Below are 19,597 nucleotides of genomic sequence, written 5' to 3'. Positions count from 1 at the left end.
TGGTACCGGCTGGTCCGGCGTCAGCTGGGCAAGGGGCGCCGGACGTCCGGGATTCGCCAGGGCCTTCACCGACTGGCCGGACGTCGGCCGGTGAACGGGTGGCGCCGGCCGGCTGAACCCGCCGGTTGGTACCGGCTGGTCCGGCGTCAGCTGGGCAAGGGGCGCCGGACGTCCGGGATTCGCCAGGGCCTTCACCGACTGGCCGGACGTCGGCCGGTGAAGGGGCGGCGCCGGCCGACCGAACTCGCCGGTCGGTGCCGACCGGTCCGGCGTCAGCCGTGCAGGGCGACATCCACCATCAGCGCCCGGTGGTCGGTGTCCGCCAGGTCCAGGAACCGTGCCGACCTCGGCTCCACCGCGGCGCTCACCAGTACGTGGTCGATCTGCGCGCCCAGCGGCGGCGCGGTGAGCGCGGGCCACGTGGGGGTCCGTGCGTGCCCCGTCAGCGCCGCGGCGTCCCGCATCCCGGTGTCCAGCACCGAGCGGAACGCCGCGTGGTCCTGCGTGGCGTTGAAGTCCCCCGCGATGACCGTCGCCGTCGGCCCCCGCCCCGCGGCCACGGCGCGCAGCCGGGCCAACTCGCGGCGCCAGAGGTCCAGTTGGCCCGGCTCCGGCGGCATCGGATGGGCCACCTGGAACCGCAGCGGCACCCCCGCCACCCGTACGACCGCCCTCGGCATCGCCAGCGTGCCCCGTACCGCGCCGTCCGGCTCCAGCGGGAACCTGCTGAGGATCGCCGAGCCCACCGCCTGTCCGCCGCCGACGATCACCCGGTACGGATAGGCCGCGCGCACCTCCGCGCCCTCCAGGGCGACCCCGCACACCTCGGGCGCGCACTCCTGCACCGACACCAGGTCCGGCCGCTCCCGGCGCAGCGCCGCCAGCAGCCCCGGGGTGGCCCCGCCGAACTCCAGGTTCGCGGTGAGAATGCGCAGTTGGGCCCTGACCGGCCCCGGCGCGGGCGGCCGGGAGGCGTCGTACGGCCGTGACAGCAGCCCGACGGCCACGACGGCCGCCAGCCCCCAGACGCAGCCGACGACCCAGCGGGAACCCGCCGCCAGCAGCAGCGCCACCGCCGCGGGGGCGAGCAACCACGGGAGGAACGCCAGAAGTTGGGGAATCGGCGTCACGCCGTCCGTCCCCCAGATCCGGCACACCACTACCGCGCTCACGACGGCCAGCAGCGCGCCCGCGCCGATCCGTGCCCACCGCCGCCGCCCGCCCGGCATTCGCATTCCGGTCACGGCGCCTTTCCCTGTCGTCCGTGTCGCTTGACTTTCTTGTGACCCGCCCGCGGCCGGGCCGCTTGACGTCCTATGGCAAGCTAGACGCTGAAGGTGCCGCTCCGGCCGTATTGACGCGTTCATCGACGCGTCTTTTCCCGCCCGGCACCCGCGCTGTCCGTACGAGCGAGGAGGTGATCGGGATGACCAGTCGGAGTCCCGAGGGAAGTCCTCGCAACAGTCCGTCGGCCGCTCTTCACCGAGCGTAATCACAGCGCTTCGCTGATTCTCTTCCACGCCGACCGGTGACCGTACCGTTCCCGGTGCGTCCGCCGTACCGCTGTCGCGAGCCATTTCCCCTTTCCGGTGTTTCCGGCACACCCAGCCGTTGAATTCCCCGTTTCAGTACTTTTCCGCGCCACCGTGCCACCGCGCGGCCGCGCCATGACGCCATTTCGCCATGCCGTCATGCCCGGAGAGAGGTTTTCGCGCCATGACCAACACCACCCTCACCCCGCAGAAGCTCGCACCGCCGGGTCGCACCCGCCGATGGGGGCACCGCCCGGCCGAAGGCCGGGGGAGGAAGGCCGCCGAGCTGGAGGCCCGCACCCGCGCCGTCGGCGAGCGGCTCGCCCGCTTCAGCTCGCTGCCCGGCAACCAGGTCCTCCTGGAGGTGAGCGCCACCCGGCAGGGACTGCGGCACGACGAGGCGGCCGACCGCCTGGAGCGCCACGGCGCCAACGTCGTCGCCCACGAGCGTGCGCCCCGCTGGTACACCCAGCTCGTCAAGGCGTACGCCAACCCGTTCATCGCCGTCCTCGTCGTCCTGGACCTCGTCATGCTCTGGCAGTGGCTGCGGGTCGCCGACGAGGAGTCCTTCGACCCGGGCATCGCCATCCTCGGCGTGATGGTGCTGATCAGCGGCGCGCTGCGGTTCTGGCAGGAGTACCGCTCGGGCCGGTCGGCCGCCGCGCTGCGGGCCCTGGTCACCACGACCACCGCCGTGCAGCGCCGGGACGGCCGGGGTGACCGGCCCACCACCGTCGAGCTGCCCATGGACCAGGTCGTGCCCGGCGACATCGTGCGCCTCGCGGCGGGCGACCTCGTCCCCGCCGACCTCCGGCTGCTCGCCGCCAAGGACCTCATGGTCGCCCAGGCCGCGCTGTCCGGGGAGTCGCTGCCGGTCGCCAAGGCCGACACTCCCCCAGCTACCGCTGGGGGGACCCCCAGCACCCACGACTACGGGCAGAGCGTCACCACCGACCCCGTCGAGGCCGACAACCTCTGCCTCATGGGCACCACCGTCACCTCCGGTACGGCCACCGGGGTGGTCGTCGCCACCGGCTCGCACACCTACTTCGGCTCGATGGCGGGCTCCCTCGTCGGCGAGCGCCCGCAGACCAGCTTCGACACCGGCGTACGCAAGGTCAGCTTCCTGCTGATCCGCTTCATGCTGGTCATGGTCCCCGTCGTCTTCGCGATCAACGGCTTCACCAAGGGCGACTGGAACGAGGCGTTCATGTTCGCCCTCGCCGTCGCGGTCGGGCTGACGCCCGAGATGCTGCCGATGGTCGTCACCACCAACCTCGCCCGCGGCGCGGTCGCCATGTCCCGCCGCAAGGTCGTCGTCAAGCGCCTCAACGCCATCCAGAACCTCGGCGCGATGGACGTGCTCTGCACCGACAAGACCGGCACGCTCACCGAGGACCGCATCGTCCTCGACCGCTACCTGGACGTGCACGGCCAGGAGGACACCGAGGTCCTCGAACACGCCTACCTCAACAGCCACTTCCAGACCGGGCTGCGCAACCTCATGGACCAGGCGGTCATCGACCGCGTGCTCGAGGCCGAGGAGGTTGTCGTCGACGCGCGCTTCAGCATGGTCGACGAGATCCCCTTCGACTTCGCCCGCCGCCGGATGTCGGTGGTCCTCAACCGCAACAGCCTCGCGGCCACCGCCGAGCCCGGCGAGCACATCGTGATCACCAAGGGCGCGGTCGAGGAAGTCCTCGCCCTGTGCACCCATATGACCGACCGCGGCCGACGCGTGGAGCTCACCCCCGAGCTGCGCCGCAAGGTCACCCGTACCGCCGAGGACCACAACCGGCAGGGCCTGCGCGTCCTCGCGGTCGCCACCCGTACGCTCCCCGCCGAGCGCACGACGTACACCGTCGCCGACGAGGCGGAGCTGACCCTGATCGGCTTCCTCGCCTTCCTCGACCCGCCGAAGGCCGACGCCGCGGCGGCCCTGCAGGCCCTCGCCGACAAGGGCGTCGCCGTCAAGGTCGTCACGGGTGACAACGAGCTGGTCGCGGCCCGGGTCTGCGCCGACGTCGGCATCGACGTGGGCGAGGTCGTCACGGGAACGGCGATCGACCGGCTCGACGAGGCGGAACTGCGCGCCCTGGTCCGTACGACCACGCTGTTCGCCAAGACCAACCCGGTGCAGAAGGCCCGGATCGTCCGGGCGCTCCAGGCCGAGGGGCACACCGTCGGCTTCCTCGGCGACGGCATCAACGACGCCGCCGCGCTGCGTGACGCCGACGTCGGCATCTCCGTGGACACGGCGGTCGACATCGCCAAGGAGTCCGCGGACATCATCCTGCTGGAGAAGGACCTGATGGTCCTGGAACAGGGCGTGGAGCAGGGCCGCACCACGTTCGGCAACACCATCAAGTACATCAAGATGACGGCCAGCTCGAACTTCGGCAATGTCTTCTCGGTGCTGGTGGCCAGCGCGTTCATCCCCTTCCAGCCGATGCTCGCGATCCACCTGCTGGTGCAGAACCTCGCCTACGACATCTCCCAGCTGGCCACCCCGTGGGACCGGATGGACCCCGAGTACCTGCGCAGGCCGCGCACCTGGGACGCCAAGGGCATCGCCCGGTTCATGCTGTGCATCGGCCCGATCAGCTCGGTCTTCGACATCACCATGTTCCTGGTGATGTGGAACGTCTTCGGCGCCAACAGCGAGGCGCACCAGACGCTCTTCCAGTCCGGCTGGTTCGTCGAGGGCCTGCTCTCCCAGACCCTCGTCGTCCATATGATCCGCACCCGCAAGATCCCCTTCATCCAGTCCAGGGCCTCGCTGCCGGTGCTGGTGATGACCGGTCTGGTGATGGCGTTCGGCATCGTCCTGCCGTTCTCGCCGCTGGCGTCGGCGCTGTCGATGGAGCCGCTGCCGATGAGCTACTTCCCGTGGCTGGCCGGGGTCCTGCTCACCTACTGCGCGCTCACCCAGGTGGTGAAGGGCTGGTACATCCGGCGGTTCAGCACCTGGCTGTGACCGGCCGATAGGGATACGGGACACCGCGAGGACACGAGGAGGAGGGCGGACGATGGTCATCGTCGACGAGTGGCACATGGCGGCCAACATCGGGGCCGGTCTGGGCTTCGGTGCGATCATCGGGCTGGAGCGCCAGTGGCGGGCGCGCATGGCCGGCCTGCGGACGAACGCGCTCGTCGCGGCGGGCTCCGCCCTCTTCGTCCTGCTGTCGCAGTACGGCTTCGTGGCGGCGACGAGCACCACGGGCTACGACGGCTCGCGGGTCGCCGCCCAGATCGTGTCCGGCATCGGCTTCCTCGGCGCGGGCGTCATCATGCGCGACGGGCTCAGCGTCCGCGGCCTCAACACCGCTGCCACACTGTGGTGTTCGGCCGCGGTCGGCGCCCTCGCCGGGACCGGCCTCTACGTGGTCGCGGCGCTCGGCACCGTGGGCGTGGTCGGCGCCAACACCCTGCTGCGGCCGCTGGCCCGCGGCCTCGACCGGGGTGCGCACGGCGGTGCCGAAGTGGCCACCGACTACCACTTCGAAGTTGTCTGCACGGAACCGGAGGAGGCCCATATCCGGACCCTCGTCGTACAGGCCGTCACCCGGCCCGGTTTCCGGCTCCGTTCGGTCTACAGCAGCGACGTGGAGACCGGGGGCAAGGTGGCGGTGGCGGCGGACATCACCACCGAGCGGCGGGACGACAGCCTGCTCGAAGAGGCTGTCAGCAGGCTCTCGTTGGAGCCCGCGGTCACCGCCGTCCGCTGGACCGTGCTGCACGGCCCGGACGACACGGACGACGAGGACTACCCCGCCGGACGCGGGGCGCGCCGCCGGGTGCGGGACTTCTTCACGGGCCGGTGAGCCGGAGCGGGTGCGAGGAAGGCTCGAAGAATTGGCGGGGCCATTGCTTCCAGCGACGGCCCCCGAGAACCCGCCGGACATCCCCGTGATGCCGTAAAACCCGCGCCCACCTGGGAGTTGACGCAGTCTCAGCTCGGCGCGGGTGCCGGTGACATATGGCAAGTCAATGCTATTTGTGATTCACGTCACATGTCGGCCCCGGTCGTCGTTTCGGCGATCGGGGCCCGATGGCGCGGGTTGCGCGCACTGGATCATGGCTGAAAGTGCGTCAGGTCACAGGTCCCCGATTTGCCTCACGGGCACATTCGACGTAGCCGGCCCTTGCCGGAATCGGCCCTTCAGGCCGGGGAGGGAGGTGACGCAAGGGGGCAACCACCGACATCCGGGGCGGTGTCGGGCGGAAGCGGGAGGGACTTAAGTGCTGCGAGACCTCTCTCAACCCGGACCAACGTCGCCCTGGCGGCAATACGGACAAGTGCCGGATCAAACCCACCAGCATTCCGGCCGTTGTGGTTGATCATATTGCGCGGCCTTCGGGGAGTGCTGTTTTCTTGCGGTCAGGAAAGCAGCGATCTGGGGGTATGCCGGTTATGGCAATCAAGATCAATCCTGCCCGGTTCAGCCAGTTCGGGCCGGCCGAGGGAAGCGTCTTCTGCCTGATCACCAATCAGGAAATGGAAAAGGAACTCGAGATCGTCAGGGATGCCCCCTACGCGGAGTACCGGACGATTATCCTGCGGCCCGGGGACGACTTCGAGGCGATGCTCGCCGATGAAACGGTTCCACAGCAGTCGCATTCGCTGGTCATCTCCCCTTACCGATTCTTTGAGTCCCCGTCCGAGGAAGCGCTCGGCCCGCGCCGGAAGCTGATGGGCATGGCGTGCAACTCGACGCCCACCGACCTGGATATCATCCGGCATTTCATTCGCGTCATCGAGAACACCTCGGCGCGGGAGCAGGCCGAATTCAGCGACCGGTTCTTCGAACTCGCCGAATCCACCGACCACCTGGTCTACGTCGACGAACGGCACGGCACCCGCGCCGTGCTCGACCACCTCGCCGACGACCTGGTCTGGAACCAGCAGGCCGGCCCGCTGGAATGGGGCGAGCAGCAGATCGTCCCCTCCGGCGAGATCAGCGTCCTGCCGATGCAGATCGTCGAGTTCGACGAGAGCCTGCACCTGCCGCTGGAAGGCGAGATCGCCCTGCGCGGATTCCCCATCCTGCACAACGGGACCCCGTCCTTCACCCGCAAGGACCAGGCCCGGCTGCAGGGGAAGCTCGCCGGCCTGGAGCACGAGGCGGTGATCGCCAAGGTGCGCAAGGGCAGCATCACCGAGCTGCGCCCGCACCGGCCCGCCGGAGCCCAGGTCGCCAAGACCTTCGAGGCGATGTTCGAGATCGACTCCCGCTACACCCTGGTCTGGGAGATCGGACACGCCCTCAACACCAGCCTGGACATCCTGCCGGGCAACCACGCCATGAACGAGGTGTACGGAGGCGACCGGGGCTGCCTCCACTGGGGTCTGGGGCTCACCCCCTTCACCCAGTACCACCTCGACATCATCTCGCCCGACACCACCGTCTACACCGAGAGCGGTGAAGTGGTGCTGGGCAACAAGGGCGGCGCTCCCAGCGTGCGGATGGCCGCCGGTCACTGACCGGCCCGGCCCGCACCCGGGGGAGCGCGAGCAAAGACCAGAGGGGAGGTGACCGCCATGAAGAAGACCATCAAGGTCCGCAAGAACAGCAACTACCTCGGCACGCTCCTGGGCTAAGACCCATAAGCGGCCTGTCGGATTCGATGGCGAGAGGGGGTGTTCTCCGTGAAGAAGACCATCAAGGTGCGCAAGAACAGCAACTACCTCGGGACCCTGCTGGGCTGAGCCCCGGGAGGCCGTCGGATGCGAGGGAAAGAGGAGGTGACCGTCATGAAGAAGACCATCAAGGTTCGTAAGAACAGCAACTACCTCGGCACCCTGCTGGGCTGAACCGAGTGACGGCCGGCCTCCGGGCCAGGACCGGTGCGAGGCGGGTCGAGGTGCTGACTCGACCCGCCTCGCCGCACTGCACCGAAAACATCCGGGAGTGTCGCAATGATTGTCGTCCGACCTACGGCCTATCGCCAGTACACGGCGGGTCGTGACCGATTCGTGCTCGTCGTGGAAAAGGCCCTCGCCGACTTCTTCCGGATCGAGCACGGCACCCGCCACCGACACCACACCACCGTCCTCGCGGAGCCCGGCCGGACCCTGGCCGATGTGCTGCGCTCCGGCATACCCGAGAACTCCGACGTCCTCGTGGTGGCCGCGGACGACGCCCTGCTGACCGCGCCGACGGTGGAGATCGGCCCCGGACGCACCGTCGTCGCCGTCCGCCTGGGCAGCGGGCCGCTCGCCCTCGACCAGGCGGGATCCCTGCTGGAGGCGCTGGAGCGGACCGACCCCGAGGACGTGCAGCGGCGGGCGGACGCGCTGTCCGAGGCCGTCGCCACCGCCGGCGGGCTCCGCATCGAGGACCCGCTCACCGGCTCCGTGGCCGACGTGACCCTCACCCGTCCCACCTGGTCGCGCTCCGACCTCGGCGTCTTCACCCCGGGCTCGGTGCAGTTCGCCCCCACCGGACGGCTGCGGCTCGCCACCGACCTCACGGGCACGACCGTCACCGGCCAGATCGCGGTCAAGGGCTGGCCCGTCGTCCGGGCCCGCACCGCCGGCGACCCCCGCCGCCACGAGCTCTACGAGCAGCTGACCGGGCTCTCCCACTACCCGCTGGTCCTCACCGTCGACGACGGCACCGTCACCGACCTGAAGGCCGCCGCCAGCGGATCGGGCACCGCGGCCGCCGCGCTGGAGGCCCTCTTCGCCGAACACCCCGACCACTCCGTGGTCTCGGGCGTCGAGTTCGGCTTCGGCGCCGGCACCCAGCCGCTGCCGTTCAACACCGAGGCCAACTCCGCCGCCGCGGGCCGGGCCACGGCCTCCCTCCACCTGGTGCTGGGCGCCCTCCCGCAGACCCCGTACCAGCTGACCCTGGCCTGTGCGACCAGCACGGCCACCGCCGCCGGAAGCACCGCGGCACTGGCGGGCACCGGCACCGAAACGGGCGGCGAACGCCCGCGGCGCCGCATGAACCGGGTCACCGCCGCCAGTTGCGGCTGCCACTGACCCGACCCGGGCGGCGCCGGACCCCGGCCCGCCCGGCGGCACCGGCCGCCGGATGCCCGGACCACCCGTGACCGGCCCGCCGTTCCCCGGTCGCGGGAGGGCGCGGGCACCCGACGGAGCCGTAGGAGAACACCAGCGATGACCGCGGACACCCCCCGATGGGAACAGCGCTTCCGCGCACCCCGCTACACCCTCCCCGCGTGGGCCAAGAGCGCCCCGGACCGCTGCGCGTTCGTCAGCGACCTGCCCGGCATCGCCCAGGTGTACGTCTGGGACCGCACGGCCGGCACCGTCCGCCAGGTCACCGACCGCCCCTCGGGCACCCAGCAGTGCGCGATCGAGGCGTCCGGCCGCGGAGTGTGGTGGTTCGCCGACGGCGGCGGCGACGAGTACGGACAGTGGATGCGGCAGCCCTTCGAGGGCGGCCCCGACACCCCGGCGGCGCCCTCCACCGGCCTGTACTGGCCGTCCGGCCTCGCGGTCGGACTGGCCGGCCACGCCCTGCTCGGCTGCTCGACCGAGGACGGCGCCGCCGTCCACCTGGTGCTGCCCGGCGGCGCCACCCGGCAGCTCTACCGGCACGACGAACCCGCCTACGCCGTCGACCTGTCCAGGGCACTCGACCTCGCCGTCATCGCGCACAGCGAGCGCGGCGACCTGTGGGACCTCGGCGTACGCGTCCTCGCCACCGACGGCTCCACCGTGGCCGACCTCACCGCCGACGAGGGCGGGCTGGAGGCCGTGGGCTTCTCCCCGGTCCGCGGCGACTCCCGGCTGCTGCTCCAGCAGCAGCGCGACGACCACTGGGAACCGGTGATCTTCGACCCGCGCACCGGGGAGCGCGCCGAACTCCCGCTCGGGCTGCCCGGCGACGTGACGGTCGACTGGTTCCAGGACGCCCGCTCCCTGCTGGTGGTCCACGACCACGAGGCCCGGTCCACCGCCTACCGTTACGACCTGAAGGACGGCGGGCTCACCCGCCTCGACACCCCGCGGGGCACCATCGAGCACGCCCGCACCCGCCCGGACGGCGATGCCTGGCTGCTCTGGTCGAGCTCCGCCCGGCCGCCCGCCTTCCGCGGCCTGCTCGACGACCCCAAGTTCCCCGCCCCGCACCGGACTCCGCCCCTCACCTCCGAGGTGCGCGACCTGTGGGTGGACGGGCCCGGCGGCCGAGTCCACGCCCTGCTGACCGTCCCTGTGACGGGACCCGGCCCGTACCCCACCGTCTTCCTGCTGCACGGCGGACCCGACGACCAGGACCGGGACGCCTTCGACCCGACCGTCGCCGCCTGGGCCGACCACGGCTTCGCCGTCGTCCGGGTCAACTACCGCGGCTCGACCGGCTACGGCCAGGCGTGGACCGAGGCGCTGCGCGCCCGCGTCGGGCTGACCGAGCTGGAGGACGTCACCGCCGTACGGCGGTGGACCGTGGACCAGGGCATCGCCGACCCGGCACGGCTGGTGCTGTCCGGCTGGTCGTGGGGCGGCTACCTGACCCTGCTCGCCCTCGGCGTACGGCCGGACGACTGGGCCGTGGGCCTCGCCGGGGCGCCCGTCGCCGACTGCGCCGACGCCCACCGGCAGTCGATGGAGGAGATCAAGGCGCTGGACCGCAGCCTCTTCGGCGGCTCGCCCGACGAGGTCCCCGAGCGCTACCGCGAGGCCTCGCCCGTCACCTATGTCGACGCCGTCCGCGCGCCCGTCCTCATCTGCGCCGGGACCAACGACGCCCGCTGCCCCGTCGACCAGGCCCGCGCCTACGCCGAGCGGCTCGCGGAGCGGGGGGTGCCCCAGCAGTTCCACTGCTACGACGCCGGGCACAGCGTCACCGACGTGACCGAGCGGGTGGCGCTCTTCCGGCGCCAACTCGACTTCGTGCGCGCCCATCTGACGGTTCCTCCCTCCTGCTGAGCCATGGCGTGCCGGATGGTTCCGGGGCTGCGGGCCCTGGGCCGGCCTCCGGCGGCGGGGGTCCACCGAAGACCGGGCCGGGGCCCGCAGCCCCTCCCCGGGACGAACGAGGAAAGGACGTTGCCGTGCTGTTCGCCGCGCGGACGGGAACCGCGCTCTGCCCGCGGGACGGGACCGTGCTGTGCCCGCCCCGGCGCGGGCGCCGGATGCAGACCCTGCGGTCGGCGGGCTACTCCAGCGCCCCGTTCACCCGGGCCAGGTGCGAGCGGAACGTGTAACCGGGGTCCGTACGGCGCCGGTCGAGGAAGCTCTCCCACTGGAGCTGCTCCCGCAGGCCCACCCCGCCCAGCGCCATGTCGGCCTGGATCCGCTCGGCGCGGACGATCTTCTCGGCGACGGCCAGCACGTCCTCCCGCACGGCCGCGGGGACGATCAGGACCCCGTCCGAGTCGGCCACCACGCTGTCGCCGTCCGCGCCCGTGCCCGTGAAGGCGTCCGCGCCGAAGCCCTCCGGGTGCGGGCGGGGCGAGGCGGGACACGGCCCGAGGCTGAACACCGGCAGCCCGATGGCGGCCAGTTCGTCCGTGTCGCGGTGGCAGCCCCACAGGACGAGCCCCGCGGCGCCCGCCAGCCGGGCCTCGATCGCCACGAGGTCGCCCACGCACGCCTCGTCCGTACGGCCGCCGTTGTCGATCAGCAGCACCTCGCCCGCCACCGTACGGTCCAGCGCCTCGAAGATCGAGGCCACCCCGTCGGTGTGCGGGACGCGGCGCAGCGGCCCGGAGCAGCGCATGCCGGGGACGGCCGGGACGAGGGGGCGGGGCGGGAGCCCGAGACGGACGTCCAGGCGGGCCGCGGCGTCCGACAGCGCGGCGGTGGGCCACTCCTGGTGCTCGCCGGTGCTGGTGACCATGGGATTCTCCGTGGGATCGGGGTGGGGGCCGGAGCGGGGGACCGGAACGGGGGCCGTCAGCCGATGGCCAGCCGGGTCAGGGCGGTCGCCGCGGCGCCGAGCACCACGACGAGCAGGGTCGGCCACTTCCGCCAGACGCCGAGGGCGCCCACCAGGAGCCCCGCCACCCGGGCGTCGAGGACCAACGACTTTCCGTCACCGAACATCTGAGTGGCTATCAGGGCCGCCAGCAGGGTCGGCGCCATCAGCGTCACCACCCGCTGCATGGCGTCCGGCAGCTCCTGGCCGCCCAGCAGCACCGGACCCGTCGCCTTCAGCGCCATCGAGACGGCGCCCACCAGCAGCACCGCGAGCCACAGTCCGCTCATCGCTTCCTCAACCCCAGCAGGCAGGCGGCCGTCGCCGCGATCAACGGGACACCGGGCGACGCGAAGGGCACCAGGATCAGGGCGATCGCCACCCCCAGGACCGATGCGGCGAGCGCCTTGCGGCTGGTGATCTGCCCCTTCAGCAGGGCCATGAAGAGCACGGGGGACACCACGTCGAGCCCGAACCGCTCGGGGTCGCCGAGGTAGTGCGCCCCCAGCACGCCGACCGCGGTGCCGCCCACCCAGGCGCCGTACACCAGGACGCCCGCGCCGAGCAGCCGGCCCCGGGAGTAGCGGCCGTTGCCGATGTGGCCCACGGCCCAGGACTCGTCGACCACCAACTGGGCCGACAGGAAACGCTTGAGCACGCCCCCGGTCATCGCCGGGGCCACGCTGATGCCGATCGGCAGATAGCGCGAGTTCAGCAGGACGGCCGCCACGATCGCGGCGGCGATGCCGCCGCCCGTGCCCAGCACCGAGGCGGCCGCGAACTGCGCGGAACCCGCGAAGGTCGTCAACGACATCACCAGCGGCGCCAGCACCCCCATGCCCGCGGCCCGCGCCACCACGCCGAACGACACGGCGAACCCGAACACCGCGATGGCCAGCGGCACCGCCGCCCGCAGACCCTGCGCCGCTTCCTCTCGGAAGGTGGCGGAGGGAGAATGCATGTCCGTGGTGGAGACGGGTGTGCCAGGGGTGGGTAATTCCTTTTGTGAATCCATCGAGCCCTCTGCTTCAGCGCGGGCAGACAAGGTGCAGTGCCACGGCAACGCGTGCGCGGTGCCGCCGACAGACAGTCATAGTACGGAGTCATGGTGAGGTTTACTAGTTACTCGGAGCCTTCGGTGACGCTGGCTGAAGACCTGGTCAATACCTACAACATCGTGCGGAACATCGAGAAGATGCCGGAAGTTGACGGTCTGTCCGAACTCTTCGCCCGCCACGGCATGTCCCCCGGCGCCGCGCTGACCGAGGCCGACCTCGCCGCCGCCCACCGCCTGCGGCCCGTGCTGCGCGAGATCTTCGGCGCCCCCGACGAGGCCACCGCCGTCACCCTCCTCAACCGCGTCCTCGCCGACCACCACGCCGTCCCCCACTACACCGACCACGACGGCACCTGGCACCTCCACGTGGCCGCCCCCGACGCCTCACCCGTCGACCGCTACGCCGTCAACGCCGCCATGGCCCTGCTCGGCGTCATCACCACCACGGGCACGGACCGGCTCCACGTCTGCGTCGGCAACCGCTGCGCCGAGGTCTTCGTGGACATCTCCCGCAACCAGTCCCGCCGCTACTGCTCCCCCCTCATCTGCGGCAACCGCGCCTCGGCCGCCGCCCACCGGGCCCGCCGCAAGAAGGAGAAGGCCCCCCAGGGCAGTTGACCCCGGGAGGCCTTCCCGTCGGCGGGAGAGGGGGCCTCAGTCCCCGATGTCGCGGCTCCGCAGGTCGTCCAGCGTCTCCCGGCGTACGAGGAGCCGGGCGAGACCGGAGGAGACGGCTACGACCGGCGGGCGGCCCACGAGGTTGTAGGCGGAGGCCATGGAGACGTGGTACGCGCCCGCGGCCGGGACGGCGAGGACGTCGCCGGGGCGGACGTCGGACGGCAGCCCGACGTCCTCGGCGAGCACGTCGCCCGCCTCGCAGTGGCGGCCCACCACGGTCGTGGCGCGCTCGGGGGCGCGGGAGGCGCGGCCCACGAGGCGGACCGTGTAGCGGACGCCGTACAGCGCGGGGCGCGGGTTGTCGCTCATGCCGCCGTCGACGGCGACGAAGGTCCGGCCGCCGGTCTGCTTGACGGCGAGCACGCGGTACAGCGCGACGCCCGCGGGGCCCGCGATCCAGCGGCCCGGCTCCACGGTCAGCCGCGGCACCGGCAGCCCGAACCGCTCGCAGCACGCGGTGAGTTCACCGGCGACCCGGGCCGCGTACACACCGGGGTCGAGGGCCGGGTCGCCGTCGCGGTAGGCGATGGCGAAGCCGCCGCCGAGGTCGAGCTCGGGCAGGGTCACCCCGTGCCGGTCACGGAGCGCGGCGAGCAGCGGGACGAGCCGGCGGACCGCGGTGACGTACGGACCGAGGCCCGCGATCTGCGACCCGAGGTGGCAGTGCAGGCCGACGAGTTCGAGCCGCGGCTGCCCGAGGATCCGCTCCACGGCGTCCTCCGCCTCGCCGCCCGCGATGGGCAGGCCGAACTTCTGGCCCTCCACACCCGTCCGCACGGCCGCGTGGGCACCGGCCGAGACGCCCGGCACGACCCGCACCAGCACCCGCTGACGGACGCCCGGCGGCATCAGCGCGGCGAGGGAGGCGATCTCGCCGGTGCCGTCGATGACGATCCGGCCCACGCCGAGGCGCAGCGCGGCCCGCAGGTCGGCGGGGCTCTTGGCGTTGCCGTGCAGCACGATCCGCTCGGCGGGGAAGCCGGTGAGCGCGGCGAGTTCCAGCTCACCGGCGGAGCAGACGTCCAGGCTCAGGCCCTCCTCCTCGATCCAGCGGATCATCGCGCGGGAGAGGAACGCCTTGCCCGCGTAGGCGACGTCCGCGCCGGGCAGGGCGGACCGCCAGGCGCGGGCACGGGCGCGCACCTCGTCCTCGTCGATGACGTACGAGGGGGTGCCGAAGCGGTCCGCGAGCTCGGCGAGCGGCACACCGCCTATGGCGAGGTCGCCGCAGGGGAGGGCGCGGGCGGAGGCGGGCCAGACGGCCGTCGGTGCGGGGCGGTCCGGCAGGGGCGGGGGTGACAGGGGCGCGAGGGACACAGGGTCTTCCTTCGGCGGAGTGTTCAGGCCGTGAACGGGGGGAGCCGCGGGGCGTCGTCGGCGGGCCGGACCGCCGGGGCCGTCAGCTGCGGGTCGACGGAGACGAACTCCACGCCGAGGGGCTCCGCCAGGGCCCGCACGGCGGCCAGCGCGAGCCGGATGGACACCTGACCGGTGCCCAGAACATCGGAAAGCCGCCGCTCCGAGGTGAAAGCGACGGCGGTACGGGCGCCGAGCGGCGACCGGAAGACCCGCAGGGCGTAGCCGCTGGGGCAGGGCCGTACGGGAACGTACAGCGGCAGCGCCCGCGTGGCCGGCCCGGCCGGATGGGAGGGTTCTGAGGGCTCTCCGTCGTCCGCCTGCGGGCTGTCGACGGCGGCGATGGCGGCCGCTTCGGAGGGGGTACGGCTCAGGTGCATGACGATCCTCGGAAGGCTTGTCGGTGCGGCGGGGTGGGACCGCGCCGCGGCTCGCTCACGCTATGCCCTCCGGGCGCGCGGGCGAGCCGCTCATTGACAGCCTGTTGACCCTCCGTGCCACTCCTTTGACGACCCTTTGACACCTCCTGTGGCACCCCGTGCCCCATGCGGCACCTACGGCAGCACCCCCACCCGGCGTGCCGCCACCACGGCCTCCAGCCGGGTATGGACGCCGAGCTTCCGCATGCTGGAGCGCAGATAGCTCTTCACCGTCTCCGGCCGCAGGCCCAGCCGTTCCGCGGCCGTCGTGTTCGTCGCGCCCGACGCCACGCACGCCAGCACGTCCACCTCGCGGGGCGACAGGTCGGCGGGGGGCGGCGACAGCGGGTCCGTGGAATTCGCCCGCGCCAGGCGGCCGCACGCGGCCAGCAGCTCCTGGCGGAGCCCGGGGTCCTGCACCCGGTGCGCGAGCGCGCGCAGTTCCCCGTGCGCCTCGCGGACCTCCTCCCACATGGCGGGGTCCGCGGTGGTCGGCTGATGGGCCACCGACAGCAGCCGGTGCACCTCGTCCCGTACGACCAGGGTCTGTTCCAGCTCCCGTGCCGCGTCCACGGCGGCGGACAGCGAGCGGTCCCCCAGGGCGAGGGGCCGCCGCAGCGCGCCGTAGAGCACCCCGCGCACCCGCCCCCGCACCACCACGGGCACCGCCATCACCGACCGCAGCCCCTCCGCGGCGACCGCCGCGTCGTACTCGTGACTGATGACGTGTGAATTGTGGTAGTCCATGACCGACAGCGGCTTCGTCAGCGCGGCCGCCTTGCCGCCCAGCCCACTGCCCGTGCGAATGGCCAGCCCGCGCAGCGCGGGCGTCGTCGTGCCCGTCATATCCGATATCCGGAACTGCCGGGTACCCGCCGACAGTCCACCGAAGGCGACCGACAGACCCGTGCTCCTGCGCATCCGCAGCAGCGCAGCCCTCAGCTCGGCCGCCCCGTCCGCATCACCCATCGCTGCCTCTCCCATCCTGACGAGAATCCGGAATCCCCGTACCGGTGAAATGCAGCTACCCCCGTCCGGGGGTGGTGAGACTCAGATCACCGTCGCACGATGCTAACCAGCGGGCCGGTGACACGCCCCGCGATCTGGAGGACACATGACGCTCAAGCACCTGGCGGACGACGCGGAGCCGGCCGGTCCGACGGCCCGGTTCCGGGCCGCGCGGGACTTCCTGCTCGCGCACCGCGCCGACTACCCGGCCGCGTACGAGGGCTTCCGGTGGCCGCGCCCCCAGGAGTTCAACTGGGCGCTCGACTGGTTCGACAGTATCGCGGAGGGCAACGACCGCACCGCTCTTCGGATCGTCGAGGAGGACGGCACCGAGGCCAGGCTGTCCTTCGACGCCCTGCGCCGCAGCTCCGACCGGCTCGCCAACTGGCTTCGCGACCAGGGCGTACGGGCCGGCGACCGCGTCCTCGTCATGCTCGGCAACCAGACCGAACTGTGGGAGACCGCACTCGCCGCGATGAAGCTGCGCGCCGTCGTCATCCCCGCCACCCCGCTGCTGGGCCCCGCCGACCTCGCCGACCGCATCGCCCGCGGCCGGGCGGCCCACGTGCTCGTACGGGCCGAGGACAGCGGGAAGTTCGCGGACGTGCCCGGCGACTACACCCGGATCGCGGTCGGCGGCGCGCCCGCCGGGTGGCGAGCATACGAGGACGCCGCGACCGCCTCCGAGGACTTCCGCCCCGACGGGCCCACCCGCGCCGACGACACGCTGATGCTCTACTTCACCTCCGGCACCACCACACGCCCCAAGCTCGTCGAACACAGCCATGTGTCCTACCCCATCGGGCACTTGACGACCATGTACTGGATCGGGCTCCGGCCCGGGGACGTCCACCTCAACATCTCCTCGCCCGGCTGGGCCAAGCACGCCTGGTCCAACCTCTTCGCCCCCTGGAACGCCGAGGCGACCGTCTTCGTCGTCAACTACAGCCGCTTCGACGCCACCCGGCTGATGGCGGAGATGTACCGCTGCGGCGTCACCAGCTTCTGCGCCCCGCCCACCGTGTGGCGCATGCTCATCCAGGCCGACCTGGGCCTGCTGAGCACCCCGCCGCGCGAGGTGGTCGCGGCGGGCGAGCCGCTGAACCCCGAGGTCATCGAGACCGTCCGGCGCGCGTGGGGCGTCACGATCCGGGACGGCTTCGGGCAGACGGAGACCTCCGTCCAGGTCGCCAACCCGCCCGGCCAGAAGCTGAAGACCGGCTCCATGGGCCGCCCCAGCCCCGGCTATACGGTCGTCCTCCTCGACCCGGTCAGCGGCCTGCCCGCCGACGAGGGCGAGATCGCCCTCGACCTGGGCGACCGGCCCGTCGGCCTGATGACCGGCTACGCGGGCGACCCGGAGCGCACCGCCGAGGCCATGAAGGACGGCTACTACCGGACCGGTGACATCGGCGCCCGCGACGCCGACGGCTACATCACCTACATCGGGCGCGCCGACGACGTGTTCAAGGCCAGCGACTACAAGGTCTCGCCGTTCGAGCTGGAGAGCGCGCTCCTGGAGCACGAGGCCGTCGTCGAGGCCGCCGTCGTGCCCGCGCCCGACCCGGTGCGGCTGGCCGTGCCCAAGGCGTACGTCGTCCTCGCCGAGGGCTGGGAGCCCGGCCCGGCCACCGCCAAGGAGCTCTTCGCCCACTCGCGGGCGACCCTCGCCCCGTATCTGCGCATCCGGCGGCTGGAGTTCGCGGAGCTGCCCAAGACCGTATCCGGCAAGATCCGCCGCGTGGAGCTGCGCGAGCGCACCGCGCGGGGCGGCGGAGTCGAGTACCGAGAGGAAGACCACCGGTGACCACACCCGCGTACGCGGCAGGGAGCACGGCCATCCCGCTGATCGACGACACCATCGGCGCCGACCTGGCCTTCACCATCGAGCGGTTCGGCGACCGCGAGGCCCTCGTCGACGTGCCCAGCGGCCGCCGCTGGACCTACACGGAGTTCGGCCGGGCCGTGGAGGAGGTGGCCCTCGGGCTGCTCGCCAAGGGAGTGGCCAAGGGCGACCGGGTCGGGCTCTGGGCGGTCAACTGCCCGGAGTGGATGATGGTCCAGTACGCCACCGCCCGCATCGGCGCCATCATGGTCAACATCAACCCCGCCTACCGCGTCCACGAGCTGGGCTACGTCCTGCGGCAGGCCGGCATCGGGGTGCTCGTCTCCTCCGTCGAGCACAAGACCAGCGACTACCGGCGCATGGTCGAACAGGTCCGCGCCGACTGCCCGGCGCTGCGCGACGTCGTCTACATCGACGACCCCACCTGGACCGGGCTCGTCCGGCTCGGCGCGACCGTGGCCCCGGCCCGGCTCGCGGAGCGCGAGGCCCAGGTCGGCTGCCACGACCCCGTCAACATCCAGTACACCTCCGGCACCACGGGCTTCCCCAAGGGCGCCACCCTCTCCCACCACAACATCCTCAACAACGGCTATTTCGTGGGGGAGCTGGTCGGCTACACCGAGACCGACCGGGTCGCCCTGCCGGTGCCCTTCTACCACTGCTTCGGCATGGTCATGGGCAATCTCGCCATCACCACCCACGGCTCGTGCGCCGTCATCCCGGCCCGCTCCTTCGACCCCGCCGCCGCGCTGCACGCGGTCGAGCGCGAGCGCTGCACCTCGCTCTACGGCGTCCCCACCATGTTCATCGCCGAGCTGAACCTGCCCGACTTCGCCACCTACGACCTCTCCTCGCTGCGCACCGGCATCATGGCCGGTTCGCCCTGCCCGGAGGAGGTGATGAAGCGGGTGATGTCGGAGATGCACATGTCCGAGGTGGCGATCTGCTACGGGATGACGGAGACCTCGCCGGTGTCCACCCAGACCCGCTCCGACGACGACCTGGAGCACCGCACCAGGACGGTCGGCCGGGTGCTCCCGCACCTCCAGGTGAAGGTCGTGGACCCGGAGACGGGCGCGACGGTCGCGCGCGGCGAGGCGGGTGAACTGTGCACCCGCGGCTACTCCGTGATGCTCGGCTACTGGGACGAGCCCGAGCGCTCCGCCGAGGTCCTCGACGCCGACCGGTGGATGCACACCGGAGACCTCGCGGTGATGGACGAGGACGGCTACGTACGGATCGTCGGCCGCATCAAGGACATGATCATCAGGGGCGGGGAGAACGTCTACCCCCGGGAGATCGAGGAGTTCCTCTACTCCCACCCCAAGATCGCCGACATCCAGGTCATCGGCGTCCCGGACGAGAAGTACGGCGAGGAGATCGTGGCCTGCGTCATCCTCCGCGACCCCGCAGCCACCCTCAGCCGGGACGAGCTCGCCCGCTTCTGCCGGGGGAGGCTCGCGCACTACAAGATCCCCAGGCATCTGTGGGTGCTGGACTCCTTCCCGATGACGGTGAGCGGGAAGATCCGCAAGGTGGAGCTGCGGGAGCGGGCGACGATGCTGCTGGCGCCAGCGGCGCCCGTGGAGCCTGTGGCACACGCCAGTTGATGTCCGGCGCCGGGAAACCGGCGCCCTGAGCCGGACGGGCCCGTCGCGGGGGTGCGGGCCCGTTCCTACCCCGCAGTGGCCCCCCCCCCGCCCCCGGGGGGGGGCCCCGCGCGGGCGGGGGGGGGGGGCCCCCCCCCCCCCCCCCCGCCCCGGCGCGCGCCCCCAACCCAAGAACACCCCAGAGAAAAAACCACA

At 72.1% G+C, this 19,597-nt stretch carries 15 protein-coding genes; 8 read left to right on the top strand and 7 right to left on the bottom strand.

Going from position 1 to position 19,597, the window contains the following annotated elements; translation table 11 throughout:
* Positions 1-272: 272 nt before the first annotated feature.
* On the bottom strand, positions 273-1,235 hold the full coding sequence (locus tag ACWD4A_RS20460) for an endonuclease/exonuclease/phosphatase family protein (RefSeq protein WP_451195802.1): 963 nt from the start codon (positions 1,233-1,235) through the stop codon (positions 273-275).
* 481 nt (positions 1,236-1,716) lie between these two features.
* Here ACWD4A_RS20460 and mgtA point away from each other — a divergent pair, with 481 nt between their 5' ends.
* From mgtA to ACWD4A_RS20435, 5 genes are all read left to right on the top strand, one after another.
* A complete protein-coding gene (gene mgtA, locus ACWD4A_RS20455) occupies positions 1,717-4,509 on the top strand; it encodes a magnesium-translocating P-type ATPase (RefSeq protein WP_451195737.1) in 2,793 nt (930 codons plus the stop codon).
* A 52-nt stretch (positions 4,510-4,561) separates the two neighbouring features.
* Positions 4,562-5,356: an MgtC/SapB family protein gene (locus ACWD4A_RS20450; RefSeq protein WP_451195735.1), complete on the top strand. Its 795-nt coding sequence runs from the start codon at positions 4,562-4,564 to the stop codon at positions 5,354-5,356.
* 590 nt (positions 5,357-5,946) lie between these two features.
* Positions 5,947-7,017, top strand: coding sequence for a hypothetical protein (locus ACWD4A_RS20445; protein WP_451195733.1), 1,071 nt, complete (start codon positions 5,947-5,949; stop codon positions 7,015-7,017).
* A 435-nt stretch (positions 7,018-7,452) separates the two neighbouring features.
* Entirely contained in the window at positions 7,453-8,523 is a 1,071-nt protein-coding gene (locus ACWD4A_RS20440; protein ID WP_451195731.1) for a hypothetical protein, read from the top strand.
* Positions 8,524-8,661: 138 nt separating this feature from the next.
* Positions 8,662-10,437, top strand: coding sequence for a prolyl oligopeptidase family serine peptidase (locus ACWD4A_RS20435; protein ID WP_451195729.1), 1,776 nt, complete (start codon positions 8,662-8,664; stop codon positions 10,435-10,437).
* Between the two features lie 229 nt (positions 10,438-10,666).
* On the opposite strand, the gene ACWD4A_RS20430 is transcribed toward ACWD4A_RS20435, so the two are convergent.
* The 3 genes from ACWD4A_RS20430 to ACWD4A_RS20420 are packed head-to-tail and all read right to left on the bottom strand — an operon-like array spanning position 10,667 to position 12,389.
* A complete protein-coding gene (locus ACWD4A_RS20430; protein WP_451195727.1) occupies positions 10,667-11,350 on the bottom strand; it encodes an RraA family protein in 684 nt (227 codons plus the stop codon).
* Positions 11,351-11,406: 56 nt separating this feature from the next.
* Positions 11,407-11,718 carry an AzlD domain-containing protein gene (locus ACWD4A_RS20425; RefSeq protein ID WP_451195725.1) on the bottom strand — a complete coding sequence of 104 codons (312 nt, stop codon included), beginning with the start codon at positions 11,716-11,718 and terminating at the stop codon, positions 11,407-11,409.
* On the bottom strand, positions 11,715-12,389 hold the full coding sequence (locus ACWD4A_RS20420) for an AzlC family ABC transporter permease (protein WP_451195723.1): 675 nt from the start codon (positions 12,387-12,389) through the stop codon (positions 11,715-11,717). Before ACWD4A_RS20420 ends, ACWD4A_RS20425 begins: the two co-directional genes overlap by 4 nt.
* A 177-nt stretch (positions 12,390-12,566) precedes the next feature.
* On the opposite strand from ACWD4A_RS20420, the gene ACWD4A_RS20415 reads away from it, so the two are divergent.
* Positions 12,567-13,103, top strand: a complete 537-nt coding sequence (locus ACWD4A_RS20415) for a CGNR zinc finger domain-containing protein (RefSeq protein ID WP_451195722.1) — start codon at positions 12,567-12,569, stop codon at positions 13,101-13,103.
* 36 nt (positions 13,104-13,139) lie between these two features.
* On the opposite strand, the gene lysA is transcribed toward ACWD4A_RS20415, so the two are convergent.
* From lysA to ACWD4A_RS20400, 3 genes are all read right to left on the bottom strand, one after another.
* Entirely contained in the window at positions 13,140-14,480 is a 1,341-nt protein-coding gene (gene lysA, locus ACWD4A_RS20410; RefSeq protein WP_451195720.1) for a diaminopimelate decarboxylase, read from the bottom strand.
* A gap of 23 nt (positions 14,481-14,503) precedes the next feature.
* Positions 14,504-14,899, bottom strand: a complete 396-nt coding sequence (locus ACWD4A_RS20405) for an SAV_915 family protein (protein ID WP_451195718.1) — start codon at positions 14,897-14,899, stop codon at positions 14,504-14,506.
* Between the two features lie 174 nt (positions 14,900-15,073).
* A complete protein-coding gene (locus ACWD4A_RS20400; protein ID WP_451195716.1) occupies positions 15,074-15,907 on the bottom strand; it encodes a response regulator transcription factor in 834 nt (277 codons plus the stop codon).
* Positions 15,908-16,052: 145 nt separating this feature from the next.
* On the opposite strand from ACWD4A_RS20400, the gene ACWD4A_RS20395 reads away from it, so the two are divergent.
* On the top strand, positions 16,053-17,753 hold the full coding sequence (locus ACWD4A_RS20395; protein WP_451195714.1) for an AMP-binding protein: 1,701 nt from the start codon (positions 16,053-16,055) through the stop codon (positions 17,751-17,753).
* Positions 17,750-19,402, top strand: coding sequence for an AMP-binding protein (locus ACWD4A_RS20390; RefSeq protein WP_451195712.1), 1,653 nt, complete (start codon positions 17,750-17,752; stop codon positions 19,400-19,402). The genes ACWD4A_RS20395 and ACWD4A_RS20390 overlap by 4 nt, the downstream gene beginning before the upstream one ends.
* The last annotated feature ends 195 nt before the right edge of the window (positions 19,403-19,597 follow it).

The sequence above is a fragment of the Streptomyces sp. NPDC002537 genome (assembly GCF_053594975.1).
The sequence above is the reverse complement of the archived record's forward strand: the minus strand, read 5'-3'. Positions and strand labels throughout refer to the sequence as shown.

What these genes read in the sequence shown, in the direction of transcription:
- ACWD4A_RS20450 (WP_451195735.1), top strand. Translation starts at nt 4,562, where the DNA reads ATGGTCATCGTCGACGAGTGGCACATGGCGGCCAACATCGGGGCCGGT.
- ACWD4A_RS20405 (WP_451195718.1), bottom strand. Translation starts at nt 14,899, where the DNA reads ATGCACCTGAGCCGTACCCCCTCCGAAGCGGCCGCCATCGCCGCCGTC.
- ACWD4A_RS20420 (WP_451195723.1), bottom strand. Translation starts at nt 12,389, where the DNA reads ATGCATTCTCCCTCCGCCACCTTCCGAGAGGAAGCGGCGCAGGGTCTG.
- mgtA (WP_451195737.1), top strand. Translation starts at nt 1,717, where the DNA reads ATGACCAACACCACCCTCACCCCGCAGAAGCTCGCACCGCCGGGTCGC.
- ACWD4A_RS20445 (WP_451195733.1), top strand. Translation starts at nt 5,947, where the DNA reads ATGGCAATCAAGATCAATCCTGCCCGGTTCAGCCAGTTCGGGCCGGCC.
- ACWD4A_RS20395 (WP_451195714.1), top strand. Translation starts at nt 16,053, where the DNA reads ATGACGCTCAAGCACCTGGCGGACGACGCGGAGCCGGCCGGTCCGACG.
- ACWD4A_RS20435 (WP_451195729.1), top strand. Translation starts at nt 8,662, where the DNA reads ATGACCGCGGACACCCCCCGATGGGAACAGCGCTTCCGCGCACCCCGC.
- ACWD4A_RS20425 (WP_451195725.1), bottom strand. Translation starts at nt 11,718, where the DNA reads ATGAGCGGACTGTGGCTCGCGGTGCTGCTGGTGGGCGCCGTCTCGATG.
- ACWD4A_RS20440 (WP_451195731.1), top strand. Translation starts at nt 7,453, where the DNA reads ATGATTGTCGTCCGACCTACGGCCTATCGCCAGTACACGGCGGGTCGT.
- ACWD4A_RS20460 (WP_451195802.1), bottom strand. Translation starts at nt 1,235, where the DNA reads ATGCGAATGCCGGGCGGGCGGCGGCGGTGGGCACGGATCGGCGCGGGC.
- ACWD4A_RS20400 (WP_451195716.1), bottom strand. Translation starts at nt 15,907, where the DNA reads ATGGGTGATGCGGACGGGGCGGCCGAGCTGAGGGCTGCGCTGCTGCGG.
- ACWD4A_RS20430 (WP_451195727.1), bottom strand. Translation starts at nt 11,350, where the DNA reads ATGGTCACCAGCACCGGCGAGCACCAGGAGTGGCCCACCGCCGCGCTG.